The organism is Serratia sp. FGI94, assembly GCF_000330865.1.
Classification (GTDB): Bacteria; Pseudomonadota; Gammaproteobacteria; order Enterobacterales; family Enterobacteriaceae; genus Serratia_B; species Serratia_B rubidaea.
Map to the genome: position 1 here is coordinate 4743229 of NC_020064.1, position 15761 is coordinate 4758989.

The following is a 15761-nucleotide window of genomic DNA, read 5'->3' on the forward strand; positions in this document are numbered from 1 at the left end:
TTGTCTGAAACTGGTGCCCGAAGCCACCAAATTAGCGCCTTTCCCTGCCGATTATGGTACTATTCCGAATAACCCATAAAAATGAAATTGATAGAATGTTGCTGCGTTTATATCAGGTACTCCTCTACCTCATTCAGCCCCTGATCTGGCTTCGCTTATTACTGCGCAGCCGCAAAGCGCCGGCCTACCGCAAGCGCTGGGCTGAACGCTATGGCTTCTGCGCCGGGAAAGTGGTTCCCGGCGGCATCATGCTGCATTCCGTTTCCGTCGGCGAAACGCTCGCCGCCATTCCTTTGGTGCGCGCCCTGCGCCACCGTTACCCCTCTTTACCGATTACTGTGACCACAATGACCCCGACAGGTTCAGAGCGTGTCCAGTCCGCCTTCGGCAAAGATGTGCACCACGTCTACCTCCCTTACGATCTGCCCGGCTCCATGCACCGCTTCCTTGATCAGGTTAATCCGAAGCTGGTCATCATCATGGAAACTGAACTGTGGCCGAACATGATCAACGCGCTGCATCAGCGCCAGATCCCGCTGGTGATCGCCAATGCGCGCCTTTCCGCCCGCTCTGCCGCCGGCTATAAAAAAATCGGCGGCTTTATGCGCGATATGCTGCGCCGCATTACGCTTATCGCCGCGCAGAACCAGGAAGACGGCGACCGCTTTATCGAACTGGGGCTGAAGCGTTCCCAGTTAACCGTTACCGGCAGCCTGAAGTTCGATATTTCCGTTACCCCGGAGCTGGCTGCCCGGGCGGTGACGCTGCGCCGCCAGTGGGCGCCGCGGCGTCCGGTGTGGATCGCCACCAGCACGCATGAAGGGGAAGAAACCATTTTGCTGGCGGCGCACCGTAAGCTGCTGGAAAAGCACCCTGACCTGCTGCTGATCCTGGTGCCTCGCCACCCGGAACGCTTCCAGACCGCCAAAGAGTTAACGCAAAAGGCCGGCTTCAGCTACACCACCCGCAGCAGCGGCGAAATTCCCTCCAGCAGCACCCAGGTGGTGATCGGCGATACCATGGGCGAACTGATGCTGCTGTACGGCATTGCCGATCTGGCCTTCGTCGGCGGCAGCCTGGTGGAACGCGGCGGGCATAACCCGCTGGAAGCCGCGGCGCACGCCATTCCGGTACTGATGGGCCCGCATACCTTTAACTTTAAGGATATCTGCGGCAAGCTCTCTCAGGCCGAAGGGCTGATTACCGTCACCGATACCGACTCGCTGGTCAAAGAAGTGGAGACGCTGCTGACCGATGAGGATTATCGCCGTTACTACGGCCGCCACGCCGTTGAAGTGCTGTATCAGAACCAGGGCGCGCTGCAGCGCCTGCTGCACCTGCTGGAGCCTTATCTGCCGCCCCGGAGCCACTGATGGAAAACCGCAAAAGCCTGTCGGTCGTGATGATCGCCAAAAACGAAGCCGAGCTGCTGCCGGATTGCCTGCAGTCGGTCAGCTGGGCGGATGAAATCATCGTGCTGGACTCCGGCAGCCAGGATGATACGGTGGCCATTGCCGAAAAACTGGGCGCAAAAGTCTTCGTCAACCGCAACTGGCAGGGCTTCGGCAAACAGCGCCAGCTGGCGCAAAGCTACGCCGGCTGCGATTACGTGTTGATGATCGACGCCGACGAACGCGTAACGTCGGAGCTGCGTCGCGCCATCGAGCAGGTGCTCAGCGCCGCGGATGACGATCGGGTTTACAGCCTGGGACGACGCAACCTGTTTCTTGGCCGTTTCATGCGCCATAGCGGCTGGTATCCGGACCGCGTCAACCGCCTGTACGCGCGTGAACGCTACCGCTACAACGACGATCTGGTGCACGAGTCGCTCAATACGCTCGGCGCGCGCATCGTGCCGCTACAGGGCGATCTGCTGCATCTGACCTGCCGCGACTTCTTTGCCTTTCAGCGCAAGCAGCTTCATTACGCGCAGGAATGGGCGACGCAGCGCCATACCGCCGGCAAGCGCTGCGGTTACTTCTCCATCCTCACCCACACGCTTGGCGCCTTCTGCAAGACCTGGCTGCTGCGCGCCGGCTTTCTCGACGGTAAACAGGGGTTGCTGTTAGCCGTGGTCAACGCGCAATATACCTTTAATAAGTACGCCGCACTGTGGGCGTTGGGCCGCAACTATTCAGAGAAGTAAATCATGACCAGCAAAGCCATCTACCCCGGAACGTTTGACCCCATGACCAACGGCCACCTGGATTTGGTGACCCGGGCGTCAAGGATGTTCGATCGCGTGATTCTGGCCATTGCCGCCAGCCCGAGCAAAAAGCCGCTGTTTACGCTGGATGAGCGCGTCGAACTGGCGACGCAGGTAACGGCGCATCTGGATAACGTAGAAGTTCTGGGCTTCAGCGAGCTGATGGCGCACTTTGCCCAGCATCAAAACGCCAATATCCTGGTGCGCGGGCTGCGGGCGGTGTCGGATTTCGAATATGAACTGCAGTTGGCCAATATGAACCGCCACCTGATGCCCACCCTGGAAAGCGTTTTTCTGATGCCGTCGGAAGAGTGGTCGTTTATCTCCTCTTCGCTGGTGAAAGAGGTGGCGCGCCACGGCGGCGACATCTCGCCGTTCCTGCCGGATGTCGTCACCAAGGCGCTGCTGGAAAAGCTGGCGTCCAGCTAACGCTTAATGCTGGCAGCGGCGGCAGAAGAAGGTGCTGCGCTGCCCGTGCTTCGCGCTCTCAATCGGCGTGCCGCAGACCCGGCAAGGTTCGCCGGCGCGTCCGTAGACCTGCAGTTCCTGCGCAAAATACCCCGGTTTTCCGTCCGACTGCAGAAAATCGCGCAGCGTGGTGCCGCCCTGTTCGATCGAGCGCTGCAGCACGGCCTTAATCGTTGTCGCCAGCAGCTCGGCCTCCGGCAGGCTCAACGATCCCGCAGGGCGGTCCGGCAGGATCCCGGCGGTAAACAGCGACTCACTGGCATAGATATTCCCCACGCCCACCACCAGCTTGTTATCCATCAGCCAGGGCTTAATCAGCGTACGCTTATTGCGCGACCGATCAAACAGATACCGGCCGTCAAACGCCTCGCTCAGCGGCTCCGGCCCCAGATGGGCCAGCACGTTGCTGGTTGCCGGGTCCTCACACCAAAGCCAGGCGCCAAAACGGCGTGGGTCGGTATAGCGCAGAATCATGCCGTTGCTCATCACCAGGTCGACGTGGTCATGCTTACCGGCCTCGCTCTCTTCCGCCAGCATGCGCAGGCTGCCCGACATGCCGAGGTGGACGATAATCCAGCCGGCATCCAGTTCAATCAGCAGGTATTTGGCGCGGCGCTGGACGCTGCGCACCGGCCGGTCGCTCAACGCCAGGATCTGTTCGGAGACCGGCCAGCGCAGACGCGCATTGCGCACCACGGCGTACTGGATGCTGTGTCCGACAAGATACGGTTCAATACCGCGGCGACTGGTTTCAACTTCTGGTAATTCTGGCACGGCGCGCTCCTCTCGCATTCGGTTGCCCTACAACGTCCAGATTACTGCCTGGCGGCGGCGCTGTGAATCCCCGTGGCGGAACAACGGTGATGCACGGCCGGGTACGGCGGGCAAAAAGCAAAAAACCCGGCCGAAGCCGGGTTTTACTTAATCCACTAAACTAAGAATTACTTAATTTTAGCTTCTTTGTAGACTACGTGCTGACGGACAACTGGATCGAATTTCTTCAGTTCCAGTTTTTCCGGCTTAGTACGCTTGTTCTTCGTGGTGGTATAGAAGTGACCAGTACCAGCAGAAGAAACCAGCTTGATCTTCTCGCGAACACCTTTAGCCATGATTCAGTTCCTTTCCTTAATACTTCTCACCACGGGCACGCAGATCGGCCAGAACCGTCTCAATACCCTTCTTATCGATAATACGCATACCTTTAGCAGATACACGCAGAGTTACAAAGCGCTTCTCAGCCTCAACCCAAAAACGGTGTGAGTGCAGGTTTGGCAGAAAACGGCGTTTGGTCGCGTTCATTGCGTGGGAACGGTTGTTACCGCTCACCGGGCGCTTGCCAGTAACTTGGCAGACTCGGGACATGTCTATTCTCCAAAAATCAAATCAGCTCGAGCTTCGTATAGGGTATGGCCGCCTCGTCAGGCTTTAGAGCCCATCTCAGCAAACTTCATACTGAGGAGACTCTCGTCATCAGGTCAGAAACCACACATCAGGTCAGAAACCTGCTGAGATAGGCTCTTAACGCCAAACCCAAGATTCTCAAAGGTGGCGTAGTATACGCTCTGAAGCGTAAGTGCTCAAGTCCCGAACAGCTAAAGATCCCTCAAGGATCGCGAAATTTTTTCCTAAAGCCAGCCGCGCTCGGCAAAAGAGACGCATTCCCCCCTGCCGATAACCAGATGATCGAGCACCCGGATCTCCAATAATTGGCAGGCGCTGACGATTTGCTCGGTAATTTGGCGGTCCGCCTGACTGGGTTCGGCCCGCCCCGAAGGATGATTATGCGCCAGAATAATGGCGGCGGCGTTCGCCTTCAAGGCCTCGCGCACAATTTCCCGCGGGTGAACCACCACGCTGCTGATGCTGCCCGCAAACATTTCCTGATGGCGGATGACCCGATGCTGGTTATCCAGCAGCAGCACCAAAAAGACCTCCCGCTCGCGATGCGTCAGCAGGCTTTGCAGATAGTTGCGGGTAACCTGCGGATTCAGCAGCGCGTCCTCCTGCGTCAAGCGGCCGGAAAAGCAGCGAAACGCCAGCTCTGACGTGGCGCTCAGCTGGCTGTAGGTGGCATCCCCCACGCCCTTCTGAGCACACAGCTGGGCATAATCCGCCGACACCAGCCGATGCAGCGAGCCAAACTGCCGCAGCAGCTGTTCCGCACGCGACATCACGTGCACGCCGGGAAACCCGGTCCGCAAAAAAATCGCCAGCAGTTCAACATCCGACAGCGCCGCCGCGCCGTCACGCAGCAACTTTTCCCTGGGCGCCAGCTCTCCCGGCCACGGCGCCAGACTTTGATTATTCATGATTCGTCCTCCCTGCGCAGACATCATGCCATGCGGGGCGGGGGTTAACGACGGCGGCCTGATAAGCTTGCGATGTACTGCGCAAAGCTCAATGTAACGACCACCAGGTTATGCAGAAACGCTCATCCGCGCGGCGAGTATGCTAAAATGGCGCATCTTTCGGTTTTCAATCGGACAATGACGATGACGGGACTTTCCGGCAAACATATCGTACTGGGCATCAGCGGCGGCATCGCGGCGTATAAATGCCCGGAGCTGGTGCGCCGCCTGCGCGACAGAGGCGCCGAAGTACGCGTAGTGATGACCCAGGCTGCGCAGTCGTTCATTACCCCGCTGACGCTGCAGGCGGTTTCCGGCTATCCGGTGTCGGACGATCTGCTGGATCCCGCCGCAGAGGCCGCCATGGGCCATATCGAGCTGGGCAAGTGGGCCGATCTGGTGATTCTGGCGCCGGCAACGGCAGATTTGCTGGCGCGCGTCGCCGCCGGCATGGCCAACGACCTGCTCACCACCCTGTGCCTGGCGACGGCCGCCCCCATCGCCGCCGCGCCGGCGATGAACCAACAGATGTACCGCGCCGCGGCGACGCAGGCCAACCTGCGCACCCTGCAGGCGCGCGGCATGCTGATGTGGGGGCCGGACAGCGGCAGCCAGGCCTGCGGCGACGTCGGCCCGGGCCGGATGCTTGATCCGCTGGAGCTGGTCGATCTGGCGAACCGCCACTTCTCAACGCCGCAGGACCTCACGCACCTGAAGCTGATGGTCACCGCCGGCCCGACGCGTGAGGCGCTGGACCCGGTGCGCTTTATCAGCAACCACAGCTCGGGCAAAATGGGCTTTGCCATCGCCACCGCCGCCGCGGCGCGCGGCGCGCAGGTCACGCTGATCGCCGGGCCGGTGGATCTGCCGACCCCGCCGTCGGTGACGCGCATCGACGTCATCAGCGCGCTGGAGATGGAGCGGGCCGTGCAGCAGCAGGCGGCTCAGCAGGATATTTTTGTCTCCTGCGCCGCCGTGGCGGATTACCGCCCTGCGCTGGTGGCCGATGAAAAAATTAAAAAACAGGGTGATGAGATCACCATCAAGATGGTAAAAAACCCCGACATCGTCGCCGGCGTTGCCGCCATGAACAAAAATCGACCGTTTGTCGTTGGGTTTGCTGCCGAAACCCAGAATGTGGAAGAATACGCGCGACAAAAACTGGCGCGCAAGAAACTGGATGTAATCTGCGCCAACGATGTATCGCTTGCAGGGCAGGGTTTCAACAGTGATACCAATGCCTTACACCTTTTTTGGCAGGATGGGGAAAAGCGCCTGGCGCTTAGCGATAAAGCTCTCCTTGGCCAACGTTTAATAGACGAGATAGTCAGCCGTTATGATGAAAAAAATCGACGTTAAGATTCTCGACCCGCGTATCGGTCAGGATTTTCCATTACCGACTTACGCCACGCCGGGTTCTGCAGGCCTCGATCTGCGCGCCTGCCTGGACGCCGCGGTTGAGCTGGCGCCGGGGGAAACCACCCTGCTGCCGACCGGTCTGGCCATTCACATCGCTGACGCCAATCTGGCGGCGGTGATCCTGCCGCGCTCCGGCCTTGGCCATAAGCACGGCGTCGTGCTGGGCAACCTGGTCGGCCTGATTGACTCCGACTATCAGGGGCAGCTGATGGTGTCCGTGTGGAACCGCGGACAAAAGGCGTTCACCATCGAGCCGGGCGAACGTATCGCACAGATGGTCTTCGTACCGGTAGTGCAGGCTGAATTCAACCTGGTCGAAGAGTTCGACAGCAGCGAACGCGGCGAAGGCGGCTTCGGCCACTCGGGTCGCCAATAAGCACGACCGCATTAGGATGGCCGGCACGGAAGCCGCCTGAAACCTCGTCCGCCGCAGGCTATGGAGAGCTCAGCGACGGGGTTCCCGGCAGCCGGCAGCGTTGAGTGCCCACACCATGGGACATATCACCGCCACAGGCCAGGCAATGCGAAGAAAACCGGTCATAAAGACCGCTGACCCCACACCGTAAAAAAGCTATCACATAAGCCGCACAGAATAGCGTCTGGCGCGGCCGGTGCCGGGTTTCCAAAGTCCAAGCCGTTTTAGCAAGGGTCTTATCAGACATGGCAGAAAAAGAAAATACCAAAAGGAATCGGCGCGAGGAGATACTGCAGGCGTTAGCCCAGATGCTGGAATCCAGCGACGGCAGCCAGCGCATCACCACGGCAAAACTGGCTGCGAATGTCGGTGTCTCTGAAGCCGCGCTGTACCGGCATTTTCCCAGCAAGACGCGGATGTTCGACAGCCTGATCGAGTTTATCGAAGACAGCCTGATCACGCGTATCAACCTGATCCTGCAGGATGAAAAAGAGACCTTCAGCCGCCTGCGGCTGATTCTGCTGCTCGTCCTCAGCTTTGCCGAGCGCAACCCGGGATTAACGCGGATTATGACCGGCCACGCGCTGATGTTTGAACAGGATCGCCTGCAGGGCCGGATTAACCAGCTGTTTGAACGCATCGAAGCGCAGCTGCGCCAGGTGTTGAAGGAACGCAAACTGCGGGAAGGCAAAGGCTTTATCGTGGATGAAACCATGCTGGCCAGCCAGCTGCTGGCATTCTGCGAGGGCATGCTGTCACGCTATGTGCGCTCCGAATTCCGCTACCGCCCGACGGAAGAGTTTGAAGGACGCTGGCCGCTGTTGGCGGCACAGCTGCAATAAGACAACGCCGGGCATGCCCGGCGTTGATACCCGTCATACTTCCAGTTGCAGATGTGTTGGCTGCGCTCAGTCACCCGAATCACTTACCTAAGTAAGCTCATCGGATTCCTTCCCTTGCCGCCTTTCTGCAACTCAAATTATTTAGGGTATATATCCGTCAGTCGCGCAAATTAGATGCCGTACTGCTCGCGGTAGGCGCGCACCGCCGCCAGATGCTCCGCCATTTCCGGTTTTTCCGCCAGATAGGCAATCAGATCCTGCAACGTGACGATAGAGATGACCTTGCAGTGATAATCGCGCTCGACTTCCTGAATCGCTGATACCTCGCCGCGGCCGCGCTCCTGACGGTCGAGGGAAATCAGCACGCCGGCCAGGCTGGCGCCGCTGGCGTTGATAATCTCCATGGATTCACGAATTGCGGTACCGGCGGTGATGACATCATCCACCAGCATTACGCGACCCTGCAGCGGGCTGCCGACCAGCGAGCCGCCTTCACCGTGGGTTTTCGCCTCTTTACGGTTGAAGCAGTAAGGCACGTCGCGGTCGTGATGTTCGGCCAGCGCGACGGCGGTGGTGGTGGCGATCGGAATGCCTTTATACGCCGGGCCGAACAGCAAATCGAAGTCAATGCCGGCATCTACCAGCGCTTCAGCATAAAAACGCCCCAGCAGCGCAAGGTCGCGCCCGGTATTGAACAGGCCGGCGTTGAAGAAATATGGGCTGGTACGGCCGGATTTCAGGGTGAACTCGCCGAATTTCAATACCTGCTTGTTAAGCGCAAACTCGATAAACTGGCGCTGGTAGGCTTTCATCACTGCTTCTCCTCGTCTTGATACTGATTGATACTGCGCCCGATCGCCGGGCGTAAAAAAGGCGACTTCTCAGTCGCCTTAAAAATTATTCTGCCAGCGCCGCTTTCTGCGCCTGGAAAATAGTGTCGATGCCCCCTCGGGCCAACGCCAGCAACGCCAGCAGTTCGTCATGGCTGAACGGCTCGCCTTCTGCGGTGCCCTGTACCTCGATCATGCGGCCATCTTCCATCATCACCACGTTCATATCGGTTTCCGCCGCGGAATCTTCCACATACTCCAGATCGCAGACCGGCTCACCGTCCACGATGCCGACGGAAACGGCGGCCACCATGCCCTTCATCGGGTTAGCCTTCAGCTTGCCGGCGGCGACCAGCGCATTAAGCGCGTCGGCCAGCGCCACGCAGGCGCCGGTGATGGAGGCGGTGCGGGTGCCGCCGTCCGCCTGCAGGACGTCGCAGTCGAGCGTGATGGTGAACTCACCCAGCTTTTTCAGATCGACCGCCGCACGCAGCGAGCGGGCGATCAGACGCTGAATCTCCAGCGTGCGTCCGCCCTGCTTGCCCTTCGCCGCTTCGCGGGCGTTGCGGCTGTGGGTCGAACGCGGCAGCATGCCGTATTCTGCGGTGATCCAGCCTTGCCCCTGGCCCTTCAGAAAGCGCGGTACGCCATCTTCAACCGTGGCGGTGCACAGAACTTTGGTATCGCCAAACTCAACCAGCACTGAACCTTCAGCGTGTTTCGTGTAGTGACGGGTGAGTGTCAGGGGGCGAACTTGTTGTGGTGCTCTGCCAGCTGGACGCATGGGGCTTTCTCCGACGTTAAATCATCATTGGCTGCGCATTATACCCAAAATATCGCCGGTTGCAGCAACGCGACGCGATAAGCGCGCGACGCGGCGATCTTGCCGCATCGTGACGTTATGCCTATCTTGCCTGCGGCGGCAACGCTATAATCGAACCATCATTTCTTAATTCGGGTACGCACAATGATCCGCAGCATGACCGCCTACGCCCGGCGTGAAATCAAGGGTGAATGGGGCAGCGCAGCTTGGGAGCTGCGTTCCGTTAACCAACGTTACCTGGAAACCTATATCCGCCTACCGGAGCAGTTCCGCAGCCTGGAGCCGGTGATTCGCGAACGCATCCGCGGCCGCCTGACGCGCGGTAAAGTGGAGTGCAACCTGCGCTTTGAGCTGGACCCGAGCGCGCAAAGCTCGCTGATCCTGAACGAAAAGCTGGCCAAGCAGCTGGTGGAAGCCGCCAACTGGGTGAAAATGCAAAGCGACGAAGGGGAAATCAACCCAATCGACGTGCTGCGCTGGCCGGGCGTGATGTCCGCGCAGGAGCAGGATCTGGACGCCATCAGCGCCCAGCTGCTGCAGGCGCTGGACGGCGCGCTGGATGACTTTATCGCCGCGCGGGAAAGCGAAGGCACCGCGCTGAAAGCGCTGATCGAACAGCGTCTGGACGCCGTCGGTGAAGAAGTGGTCAAGGTGCGCGCGCAGATGCCGAATATTCTGCAATGGCAGCGCGAGCGTCTGGTGAGCAAGCTGGAAGAAGCACAGGTACAGCTGGAAAACACCCGTCTTGAACAGGAACTGGTGCTAATGGCGCAGCGTATCGACGTGGCCGAAGAGCTGGACCGCCTGGAGGCGCACGTAAAAGAAACGCGCAATATCCTGAAGAAAAAAGAGGCCGTTGGCCGTCGTCTCGACTTTATGATGCAGGAGTTCAACCGCGAATCAAACACGCTGGCCTCCAAATCCATCAATGCCGACGTCACCACCTCCGCGATTGAGCTGAAGGTGCTGATCGAGCAAATGCGCGAGCAGATTCAAAACATCGAGTAATCGCACACTGGCTGGCCTACCGCCGACCAACGCTATCACGGCTTCCGCAGAGCGGAAGCCGTTTTTTTATGCCGCGCCTTATGGTGCCAACATCAACACCTTAAACTGGCTGGGCACAATACGCATCCCCACCGTATTGGTGGAGTTCTGCAGGCTGACGCTGGTCAGCCGGGTGGCCGGCGTGCCCTTGAGCAATACGGTAAATGCGCCGGTAAGGTGGCGCGACGGCCCCATCACCGTACCGGACGCCACGCCGGTGGCGACGCCCGCGTTATCGCCGTTGGTCAGCGGCGTTACCGTCGCCATATTGTGCGCCGGCATGCCCATAAACAGAATGTTCAGCGCGTTGGGGATCGCCGTCGGCCCCATGGCGATATCCGGATAGGGGATCGGCGTCGGCGCAGGCATCGGGGTCAGGCACACGTCCGGAAAGGCCAGATCGACGCCCATCAGTTGGCAGTTGGCAAACATCGCGGCCTCCTTAGCCCATATGAATCTGTTCTGAATCGACTTTGGTGATCGCTTTAGAGGTAATCACCGTGTTGTGCGCGTGCAGACGTGCGTAATCATCGGCGCGGATATCCACCTGTCCGGCGCGCACCTGCTCGGTATTGCGGGTATGGCGAAACAGGTTCTGGCTGACCTGGGTCACCGTCTGCCATACCGACTCGGCGCGTTTGCCCACCATACGGGTCAGGCTGACCCAGGCGGAAAGCTTATCGCCACTGTAGTTCATCTCGCCGATGTGGCAGTCCCCTTGCTGCGCCGCCACCTTCAGGGTGGCGCCGCTCAGGCTCAGTTCTCCGGCGCTGCGGATGTGCAGATCCCCCGGCAGCGACAGCTCAGCGCTGCCTTCATCGGCCCGTTCCAGCACCGCCAGCAGCCACGCCTTGTCCGCCGCCCCGGCGATCAGCACGCTGTCCCCGACCGCCGGGGCAATCAGGCAGCTCGCCGCCCGGCGGCAGTGCCAGCCGCGGCCTTCACACTCCACCATCAGGCTGCCGTCGGCAAAACAGTGGGTTACCCGGCCTGCGGCCTGCAGCGGCGGCAGCGCCGCCTGAGCCAGTTTATGATTGATATTGTTCATCACCTCTCCTTAACCGCGGCTTTGGCGCTGAGCGCTCCAGGCTTCGGCGGCCAGTAATTCTTCATCGTATTCCAGCATCCCTTTGCGATTCGGGATATGCGCGCCGTCCTGACGGGCACGGTGAAAGCGGGTGCGGGAAAAACGGACGTCGGTAAAATCTGCCTGACGCAGGTCAGCGCCGGAAAAATCGCTATAGGTCAGATCGCAGAAGCGGAAACGGGTCGCCACCGCGACGGCCTGCTGCAAAATGCTCTGAAACAGCCGGCTCTGGCTGAAGTCGGCGCCGCTCAGCAGCGCATTGACCATGATCGCCTGATCGAACTGGCTGCCCTGGCACTGGGCGCCGCTCAGATCGGCCTCCATAAACAGCGCCTGACGGGCATCGACCTGACGCAGGTTCGCCCGCTGCAGCGAAGCACCTTTAAAATTGCACTGGGTCAGCTGCGCGCCGCTGAAGTCCGCCTCGTCAAGGCGGTTATCAGTAAACTGGCAGCCGGTAAACTGCTGGCGGGCATAGCTTTTATTACGCTGATCGCATTCAAAAAACACCACCCGTTCAAAGCTGGCGCCGCCGAGATCGACCGCGCGTAAATCAATGCCGTAAAACGTAGTCATCTGCAGGCGGCACTCGGCAAACTGCGCCTTATCAAGCGGCGTTTCAAAGAAGGTGCTGCGATCCAGCGCGCTGCGGCTAAAACGGCTTTGCTGCAGCTTGCAGCGCATAAACTGGGTGGTATCAAGCTGACCGTCAGAAAAATCGCTGGCCGTCAGCTCGCAATCGTTAAAGACGCACTCGCGCAGCGCCGTATTGGCGGCCCGGAGGTTCGCCATGGCGCACTGGTTAAACACCGTCTGCGTCAGCTGCGCCCCGTCGGCCTGCACGTCGTTCAGCTCGCATTCGGTGAACACCGCTTCATGCAGGTTGGCGCCGCGCAGATCGACACCGTTTAACGAGACTTCCTGAAAGATGCCGCCAGACAGGTCGCAGTTGCGCAGGTCCAGCCCATCCAACACCAGCTCGCTAATTGCTTCACCGCCCTTCACCCGCTGCTGCAGATCCGCTGCGCCAAGATTGGTCATACTGTTTCTCCGTCACGGCCTGGCAACGTTTTAACCCGTTTGGTCCAGGCGCCGTTCAGGCTGGTTGCATCGTCGGTAATGGCCTGCGAAAGGTCGGCCCGGAACAGATTGGCGCCGTTAAAACGGGCGCCGCCCAACAGGCTCTTTTGCAAGATGGCCCCCATCAGGTTGGCATCGCTGAAATTGGCCTGCCGGAAGTCGCTGCGCACAAACAGGCTGCCGACCAGATTTGCCCGGGTAAAATCGGCCCCCTGGCAGCAGGCTTCGCTGAGGTCGCTGTTTTCCAGCTTCGCCAGCGTGAAGCGGGCGCCGCGCAGCGGCGTCTGACGCAGGTTGCACTGCTTCAGGGTGGCGTTGCTAAAATCGGCGCCGTTCAGCACGCTCTCCGAGGCCGCGGCGCAGGTCACCAGCGTCGCGCCGTCAAACCGCGCCTGCTCGGCGTGGCTCTCCACCCAGGAACAGCTTTCAAGGCTGGCGCCACTGAAGCTGGCCGCCTCCAGCGTAGTTTTCATAAAGGTGGTTTTATGCAGCCGGGCCGAACTGAAATCGGCCGCCGGCAGCGTCAGCTCCATAAAGATGCAGCTATCCAGCCGCGCCCGCCGGAAACGGCAGCGGGTCAGCCAGGTCTCGCGCAGCAGCAGGCCATCCAGCACGGCATCGTCAAAGATACAGTCGTCGAACAGCGTCTGCTGCAGCTGGGTCTCTTTAAAGCGCGCGCCGCTGAAATCGCTGTGGCAGCACTGGGCCAGCGCCAGGCTGGCGCCCTCCAGATCGCATTCCCGCAGCGAGCTGTGGTGTAGTTCGCAGCGCGCCAGCATCGCCTCGCGCAAACAGGCGCCATCCAGCCGGCTGTGGCTGAGATCGGCACACTCCAGCAGCGCCTGGCTGAAGTTGGCGCCGCGCAAATCCATACCGGAAAGGTCCGCGCCGGTCAGATCCATACCGCTGAAATCGCCCCCCTGTTCCAGGGTGCGCTGCACGCGGCTGCGGATGATCTGCGCCAGGTCGCCCTTCAGACGCCGGGCCGGCGGCTGGCTCTGTACCGACATCAGGTACATCTGGTGCAGCGCCGCCTGGCTCTGCGCCAGCTTCTTCTCGCTCAGGGCGTCCTTATTCTGGTGCAGCATATCCTGCATACGCTGCATCGTTTCCGGTCCCCGAGGGGCGTTTTCATCCTCTGCGGACTCGGGGAAGCGGGCCTCCATCTCGCGCTTGCGTTCCTCGGCATCGAGACGCTGCGCTTCCGCCTGCTGCTCCAGCTTGTCGATAAACGCCGGCAGTTCATCCAGCGGCGGGATCTCCGGCTCTTCAAACGCCGGCAGCAGGTCATCGACGCTGTCGCCCTGAGCCTCCAGCCGTGCCCGATGCTGTTCACGCAACAGATTGGCGCGATTTTTCATATTGTCGCGCATCGGGCTGGAGCTTTGTTCTATTTCGCTGTCGATCCAAGGACCAATGGCCGCTTCCGGCACCAGGTCCTTTTCCCGGAAGGCAAACAGCGCGCCGCGCTCTTTATCCATCCGCTGGCTCAGCACCTTGCGATAGTGGCTGGTCGAACGGGCCGCGCCGACGCCCTCCAACGCAGGCATCAGCTGCAACACATCGGCAGCGTCATCTTCGTTGATGCGGGTGTTGCCCTGCCAAATAAGGATCATCTGCTGCAGATGCGGGAAGAACCAGACGGTGGTGGCGCGCAGCGCGATTTCTTCGAACAGCGTTTCATCGCCGCGCTGACGGTTGATAAAGCAGCGGGCCTGCCACGGCGGCAGCGTGCCCTCCTGCAGCGGCCGTTCCGGATGCATATTCCAGATGCGCCAACGCGCCTGCGGAGGCAGCGCATCACGCTCTTGCCACCATTGATCGGGCGAGGCGGCGTTAAACACCCGCCAGTCGATATCCCGGGCAAAGCCGGGGAAATCCTGCTTCAGCCAGCGGGCATCATATTTTTTACCCATGCGCTTAAAGCGTCGCGGCCACAGCAGATCCAGCGCGCCAAAACCCGCCGGTTCCGGCTGCTGACCGGCAGAGGTGATGCGCTCATGCATCGATTCGATATTGGGCAACGGGCGCAGCTGATAGCCGCCGACCGCCACCGGATGCAGGCCAACGCCGTGGGGGTTTTCCTCATGCCCTTCACCGCCCCAGGCGCGGCTCCAGTCCAGACGCATCTGTTCAAAGGGCTGCGGCGGCGTTGCCCGGTCTCCGGACCAGTAGCGATCGCCATATACCGCCAGGGTTTTGCTCAGACCTTCGATCTCGATACGCGCCGCAACGGCGGTTTTATCCGACTGGTGATGGCTGTAGGCATAACCCGTGGCCAGAAATTCCGCCCGGGCTTTGGGGATCGCCATATCAATCACCCCGCCGCTGGTCTGCAGCTCGCTGGCTGCCAGCTGCCACAGCTCGACTTCCGGCCGCAGCTGCGGCGCCTCCCCCATATCCGCCAGCGCCATCACCGAAACGCCAAGGTGGTTATGGCCCTGCCAGCGATAAGGGCGATTTAATACGCTAAGGCGCAGGGGTTTGATAATTTTCATCGGAGGGTTTTACCATGCCTGAAATAATCATCCGCTAATCGTTTGCATGGAGAATATCATTCTCAAGGTGATAAGTTAACAGAAAAACCATGCGCGACATTCCACAAGATAAAAAATAAATAAACTGTCATATTCAACTTGGCTTAACCATTAACGAGAACGATCAACAGCTCACTGTGTTTTCTAAAAACATATGGGGAAAGCTATTGATAAATAACATCAATAACTAACAGCAACGGGTTTCCCAGAGTTATCCTTAATAAAGACAAAATCATTTTTACCATTAGCCTTTGCCTGATATACCAATCCCAGTTGATAAGCCGAAAGAGCGATCTGCGGCACGGTTTCACGGTGTTTTTCCAGCATCCAGACGGCTTGGCTTTCAGGATCCTCTAGCCGTAAGTCCATCTCAAGAACAGGGTTATTGTTAATAAACAGGCCGCTTTGCTTTAGCGACAGGATAGTAACGTACACATCTGCTCCCTGTTCAATAATCCCCAGTTCACGCCGACGGGAACCCTTGATAACTCTGTTGGCAAAATAATAACATACCAAGATAATGGTAAACGTTAATATAATATTGGCGGCTTCCAGGATAGCCATCATTTATCCTTATCGGCAATATTTCCTTTAGCTGGGATAGTAACCATACATATCCAACCTGCCAGTAGCACTGGTTTTTATTTCAAACATCGATT

The 15761-nt window shown here is 59.3% G+C and carries 18 protein-coding genes; 7 read left to right on the forward strand and 11 right to left on the reverse strand.

The window, feature by feature from the left end:
* Positions 1 to 95 precede the first annotated feature (95 nt).
* From waaA to coaD, 3 genes are read left to right on the forward strand one after another with little or no spacing between them, the layout of a single operon-like run.
* On the forward strand, positions 96 to 1373 hold the full coding sequence (gene waaA / locus D781_RS21670; RefSeq protein WP_015962359.1) for a lipid IV(A) 3-deoxy-D-manno-octulosonic acid transferase: 1278 nt from the start codon (positions 96 to 98) through the stop codon (positions 1371 to 1373).
* Positions 1373 to 2146, forward strand: a complete 774-nt coding sequence (locus tag D781_RS21675; RefSeq protein WP_015962360.1) for a glycosyltransferase family 2 protein — start codon at positions 1373 to 1375, stop codon at positions 2144 to 2146. The genes waaA and D781_RS21675 overlap by 1 nt, the downstream gene beginning before the upstream one ends.
* 3 nt (positions 2147 to 2149) lie before the next feature.
* The gene (coaD, locus tag D781_RS21680; RefSeq protein WP_015962361.1) at positions 2150 to 2635 is read left to right on the forward strand and encodes a pantetheine-phosphate adenylyltransferase; all 486 of its coding nucleotides are present in this window, start codon (positions 2150 to 2152) and stop codon (positions 2633 to 2635) included.
* A gap of 3 nt (positions 2636 to 2638) precedes the next feature.
* Here coaD and mutM read toward each other — a convergent pair whose 3' ends face one another.
* The 4 genes from mutM to radC form a co-directional block, all read right to left on the reverse strand.
* Positions 2639 to 3448: a bifunctional DNA-formamidopyrimidine glycosylase/DNA-(apurinic or apyrimidinic site) lyase gene (gene mutM, locus D781_RS21685; protein WP_041412263.1), complete on the reverse strand. Its 810-nt coding sequence runs from the start codon at positions 3446 to 3448 to the stop codon at positions 2639 to 2641.
* Between the two features lie 167 nt (positions 3449 to 3615).
* Positions 3616 to 3783, reverse strand: a complete 168-nt coding sequence (rpmG, locus tag D781_RS21690; protein WP_002442576.1) for a 50S ribosomal protein L33 — start codon at positions 3781 to 3783, stop codon at positions 3616 to 3618.
* 16 nt (positions 3784 to 3799) lie between these two features.
* Positions 3800 to 4036 (reverse strand): 50S ribosomal protein L28, encoded by a 237-nt coding sequence (rpmB, locus tag D781_RS23135; protein ID WP_015962363.1) that lies wholly within the window; start codon positions 4034 to 4036, stop codon positions 3800 to 3802.
* Between the two features lie 263 nt (positions 4037 to 4299).
* Positions 4300 to 4983 (reverse strand): DNA repair protein RadC, encoded by a 684-nt coding sequence (radC, locus tag D781_RS21695; RefSeq protein ID WP_015962364.1) that lies wholly within the window; start codon positions 4981 to 4983, stop codon positions 4300 to 4302.
* A 183-nt stretch (positions 4984 to 5166) separates the two neighbouring features.
* Between radC and coaBC the strand changes: the two genes are divergently transcribed.
* The 3 genes from coaBC (at position 5167) to slmA (ending at position 7698) form a co-directional block, all read left to right on the forward strand.
* Complete coding sequence (gene coaBC, locus D781_RS21700; RefSeq protein ID WP_015962365.1) at positions 5167 to 6381, forward strand: bifunctional phosphopantothenoylcysteine decarboxylase/phosphopantothenate--cysteine ligase CoaBC; 1215 nt, start codon at positions 5167 to 5169, stop codon at positions 6379 to 6381.
* Positions 6359 to 6817, forward strand: coding sequence for a dUTP diphosphatase (dut, locus tag D781_RS21705; RefSeq protein WP_015962366.1), 459 nt, complete (start codon positions 6359 to 6361; stop codon positions 6815 to 6817). The genes coaBC and dut overlap by 23 nt, the downstream gene beginning before the upstream one ends.
* Positions 6818 to 7101: 284 nt before the next feature.
* Complete coding sequence (gene slmA / locus D781_RS21710; protein ID WP_015962367.1) at positions 7102 to 7698, forward strand: nucleoid occlusion factor SlmA; 597 nt, start codon at positions 7102 to 7104, stop codon at positions 7696 to 7698.
* Positions 7699 to 7868: 170 nt separating this feature from the next.
* On the opposite strand, the gene pyrE is transcribed toward slmA, so the two are convergent.
* Both pyrE and rph read right to left on the reverse strand, forming a co-directional pair.
* Positions 7869 to 8510, reverse strand: coding sequence for an orotate phosphoribosyltransferase (gene pyrE / locus D781_RS21715; RefSeq protein WP_015962368.1), 642 nt, complete (start codon positions 8508 to 8510; stop codon positions 7869 to 7871).
* 85 nt (positions 8511 to 8595) lie between these two features.
* Positions 8596 to 9312, reverse strand: a complete 717-nt coding sequence (gene rph, locus D781_RS21720) for a ribonuclease PH (RefSeq protein ID WP_015962369.1) — start codon at positions 9310 to 9312, stop codon at positions 8596 to 8598.
* Positions 9313 to 9495: 183 nt separating this feature from the next.
* On the opposite strand from rph, the gene D781_RS21725 reads away from it, so the two are divergent.
* Positions 9496 to 10359 carry a YicC/YloC family endoribonuclease gene (locus D781_RS21725; protein WP_015962370.1) on the forward strand — a complete coding sequence of 288 codons (864 nt, stop codon included), beginning with the start codon at positions 9496 to 9498 and terminating at the stop codon, positions 10357 to 10359.
* 78 nt (positions 10360 to 10437) lie between these two features.
* On the opposite strand, the gene D781_RS21730 is transcribed toward D781_RS21725, so the two are convergent.
* The 5 genes from D781_RS21730 to D781_RS21750 form a co-directional block, all read right to left on the reverse strand.
* Positions 10438 to 10830 (reverse strand): DUF4150 domain-containing protein, encoded by a 393-nt coding sequence (locus D781_RS21730; RefSeq protein ID WP_015962371.1) that lies wholly within the window; start codon positions 10828 to 10830, stop codon positions 10438 to 10440.
* Between the two features lie 10 nt (positions 10831 to 10840).
* Positions 10841 to 11446 (reverse strand): DUF3540 domain-containing protein, encoded by a 606-nt coding sequence (locus D781_RS21735; RefSeq protein ID WP_015962372.1) that lies wholly within the window; start codon positions 11444 to 11446, stop codon positions 10841 to 10843.
* Between the two features lie 9 nt (positions 11447 to 11455).
* Positions 11456 to 12526, reverse strand: coding sequence for a pentapeptide repeat-containing protein (locus tag D781_RS21740; protein ID WP_015962373.1), 1071 nt, complete (start codon positions 12524 to 12526; stop codon positions 11456 to 11458).
* Positions 12523 to 15063, reverse strand: coding sequence for a DUF2169 domain-containing protein (locus D781_RS21745; RefSeq protein WP_015962374.1), 2541 nt, complete (start codon positions 15061 to 15063; stop codon positions 12523 to 12525). Before D781_RS21745 ends, D781_RS21740 begins: the two co-directional genes overlap by 4 nt.
* A gap of 219 nt (positions 15064 to 15282) precedes the next feature.
* A complete protein-coding gene (locus D781_RS21750; RefSeq protein ID WP_233494105.1) occupies positions 15283 to 15669 on the reverse strand; it encodes a hypothetical protein in 387 nt (128 codons plus the stop codon).
* Between the last annotated feature and the right edge of the window lie 92 nt (positions 15670 to 15761).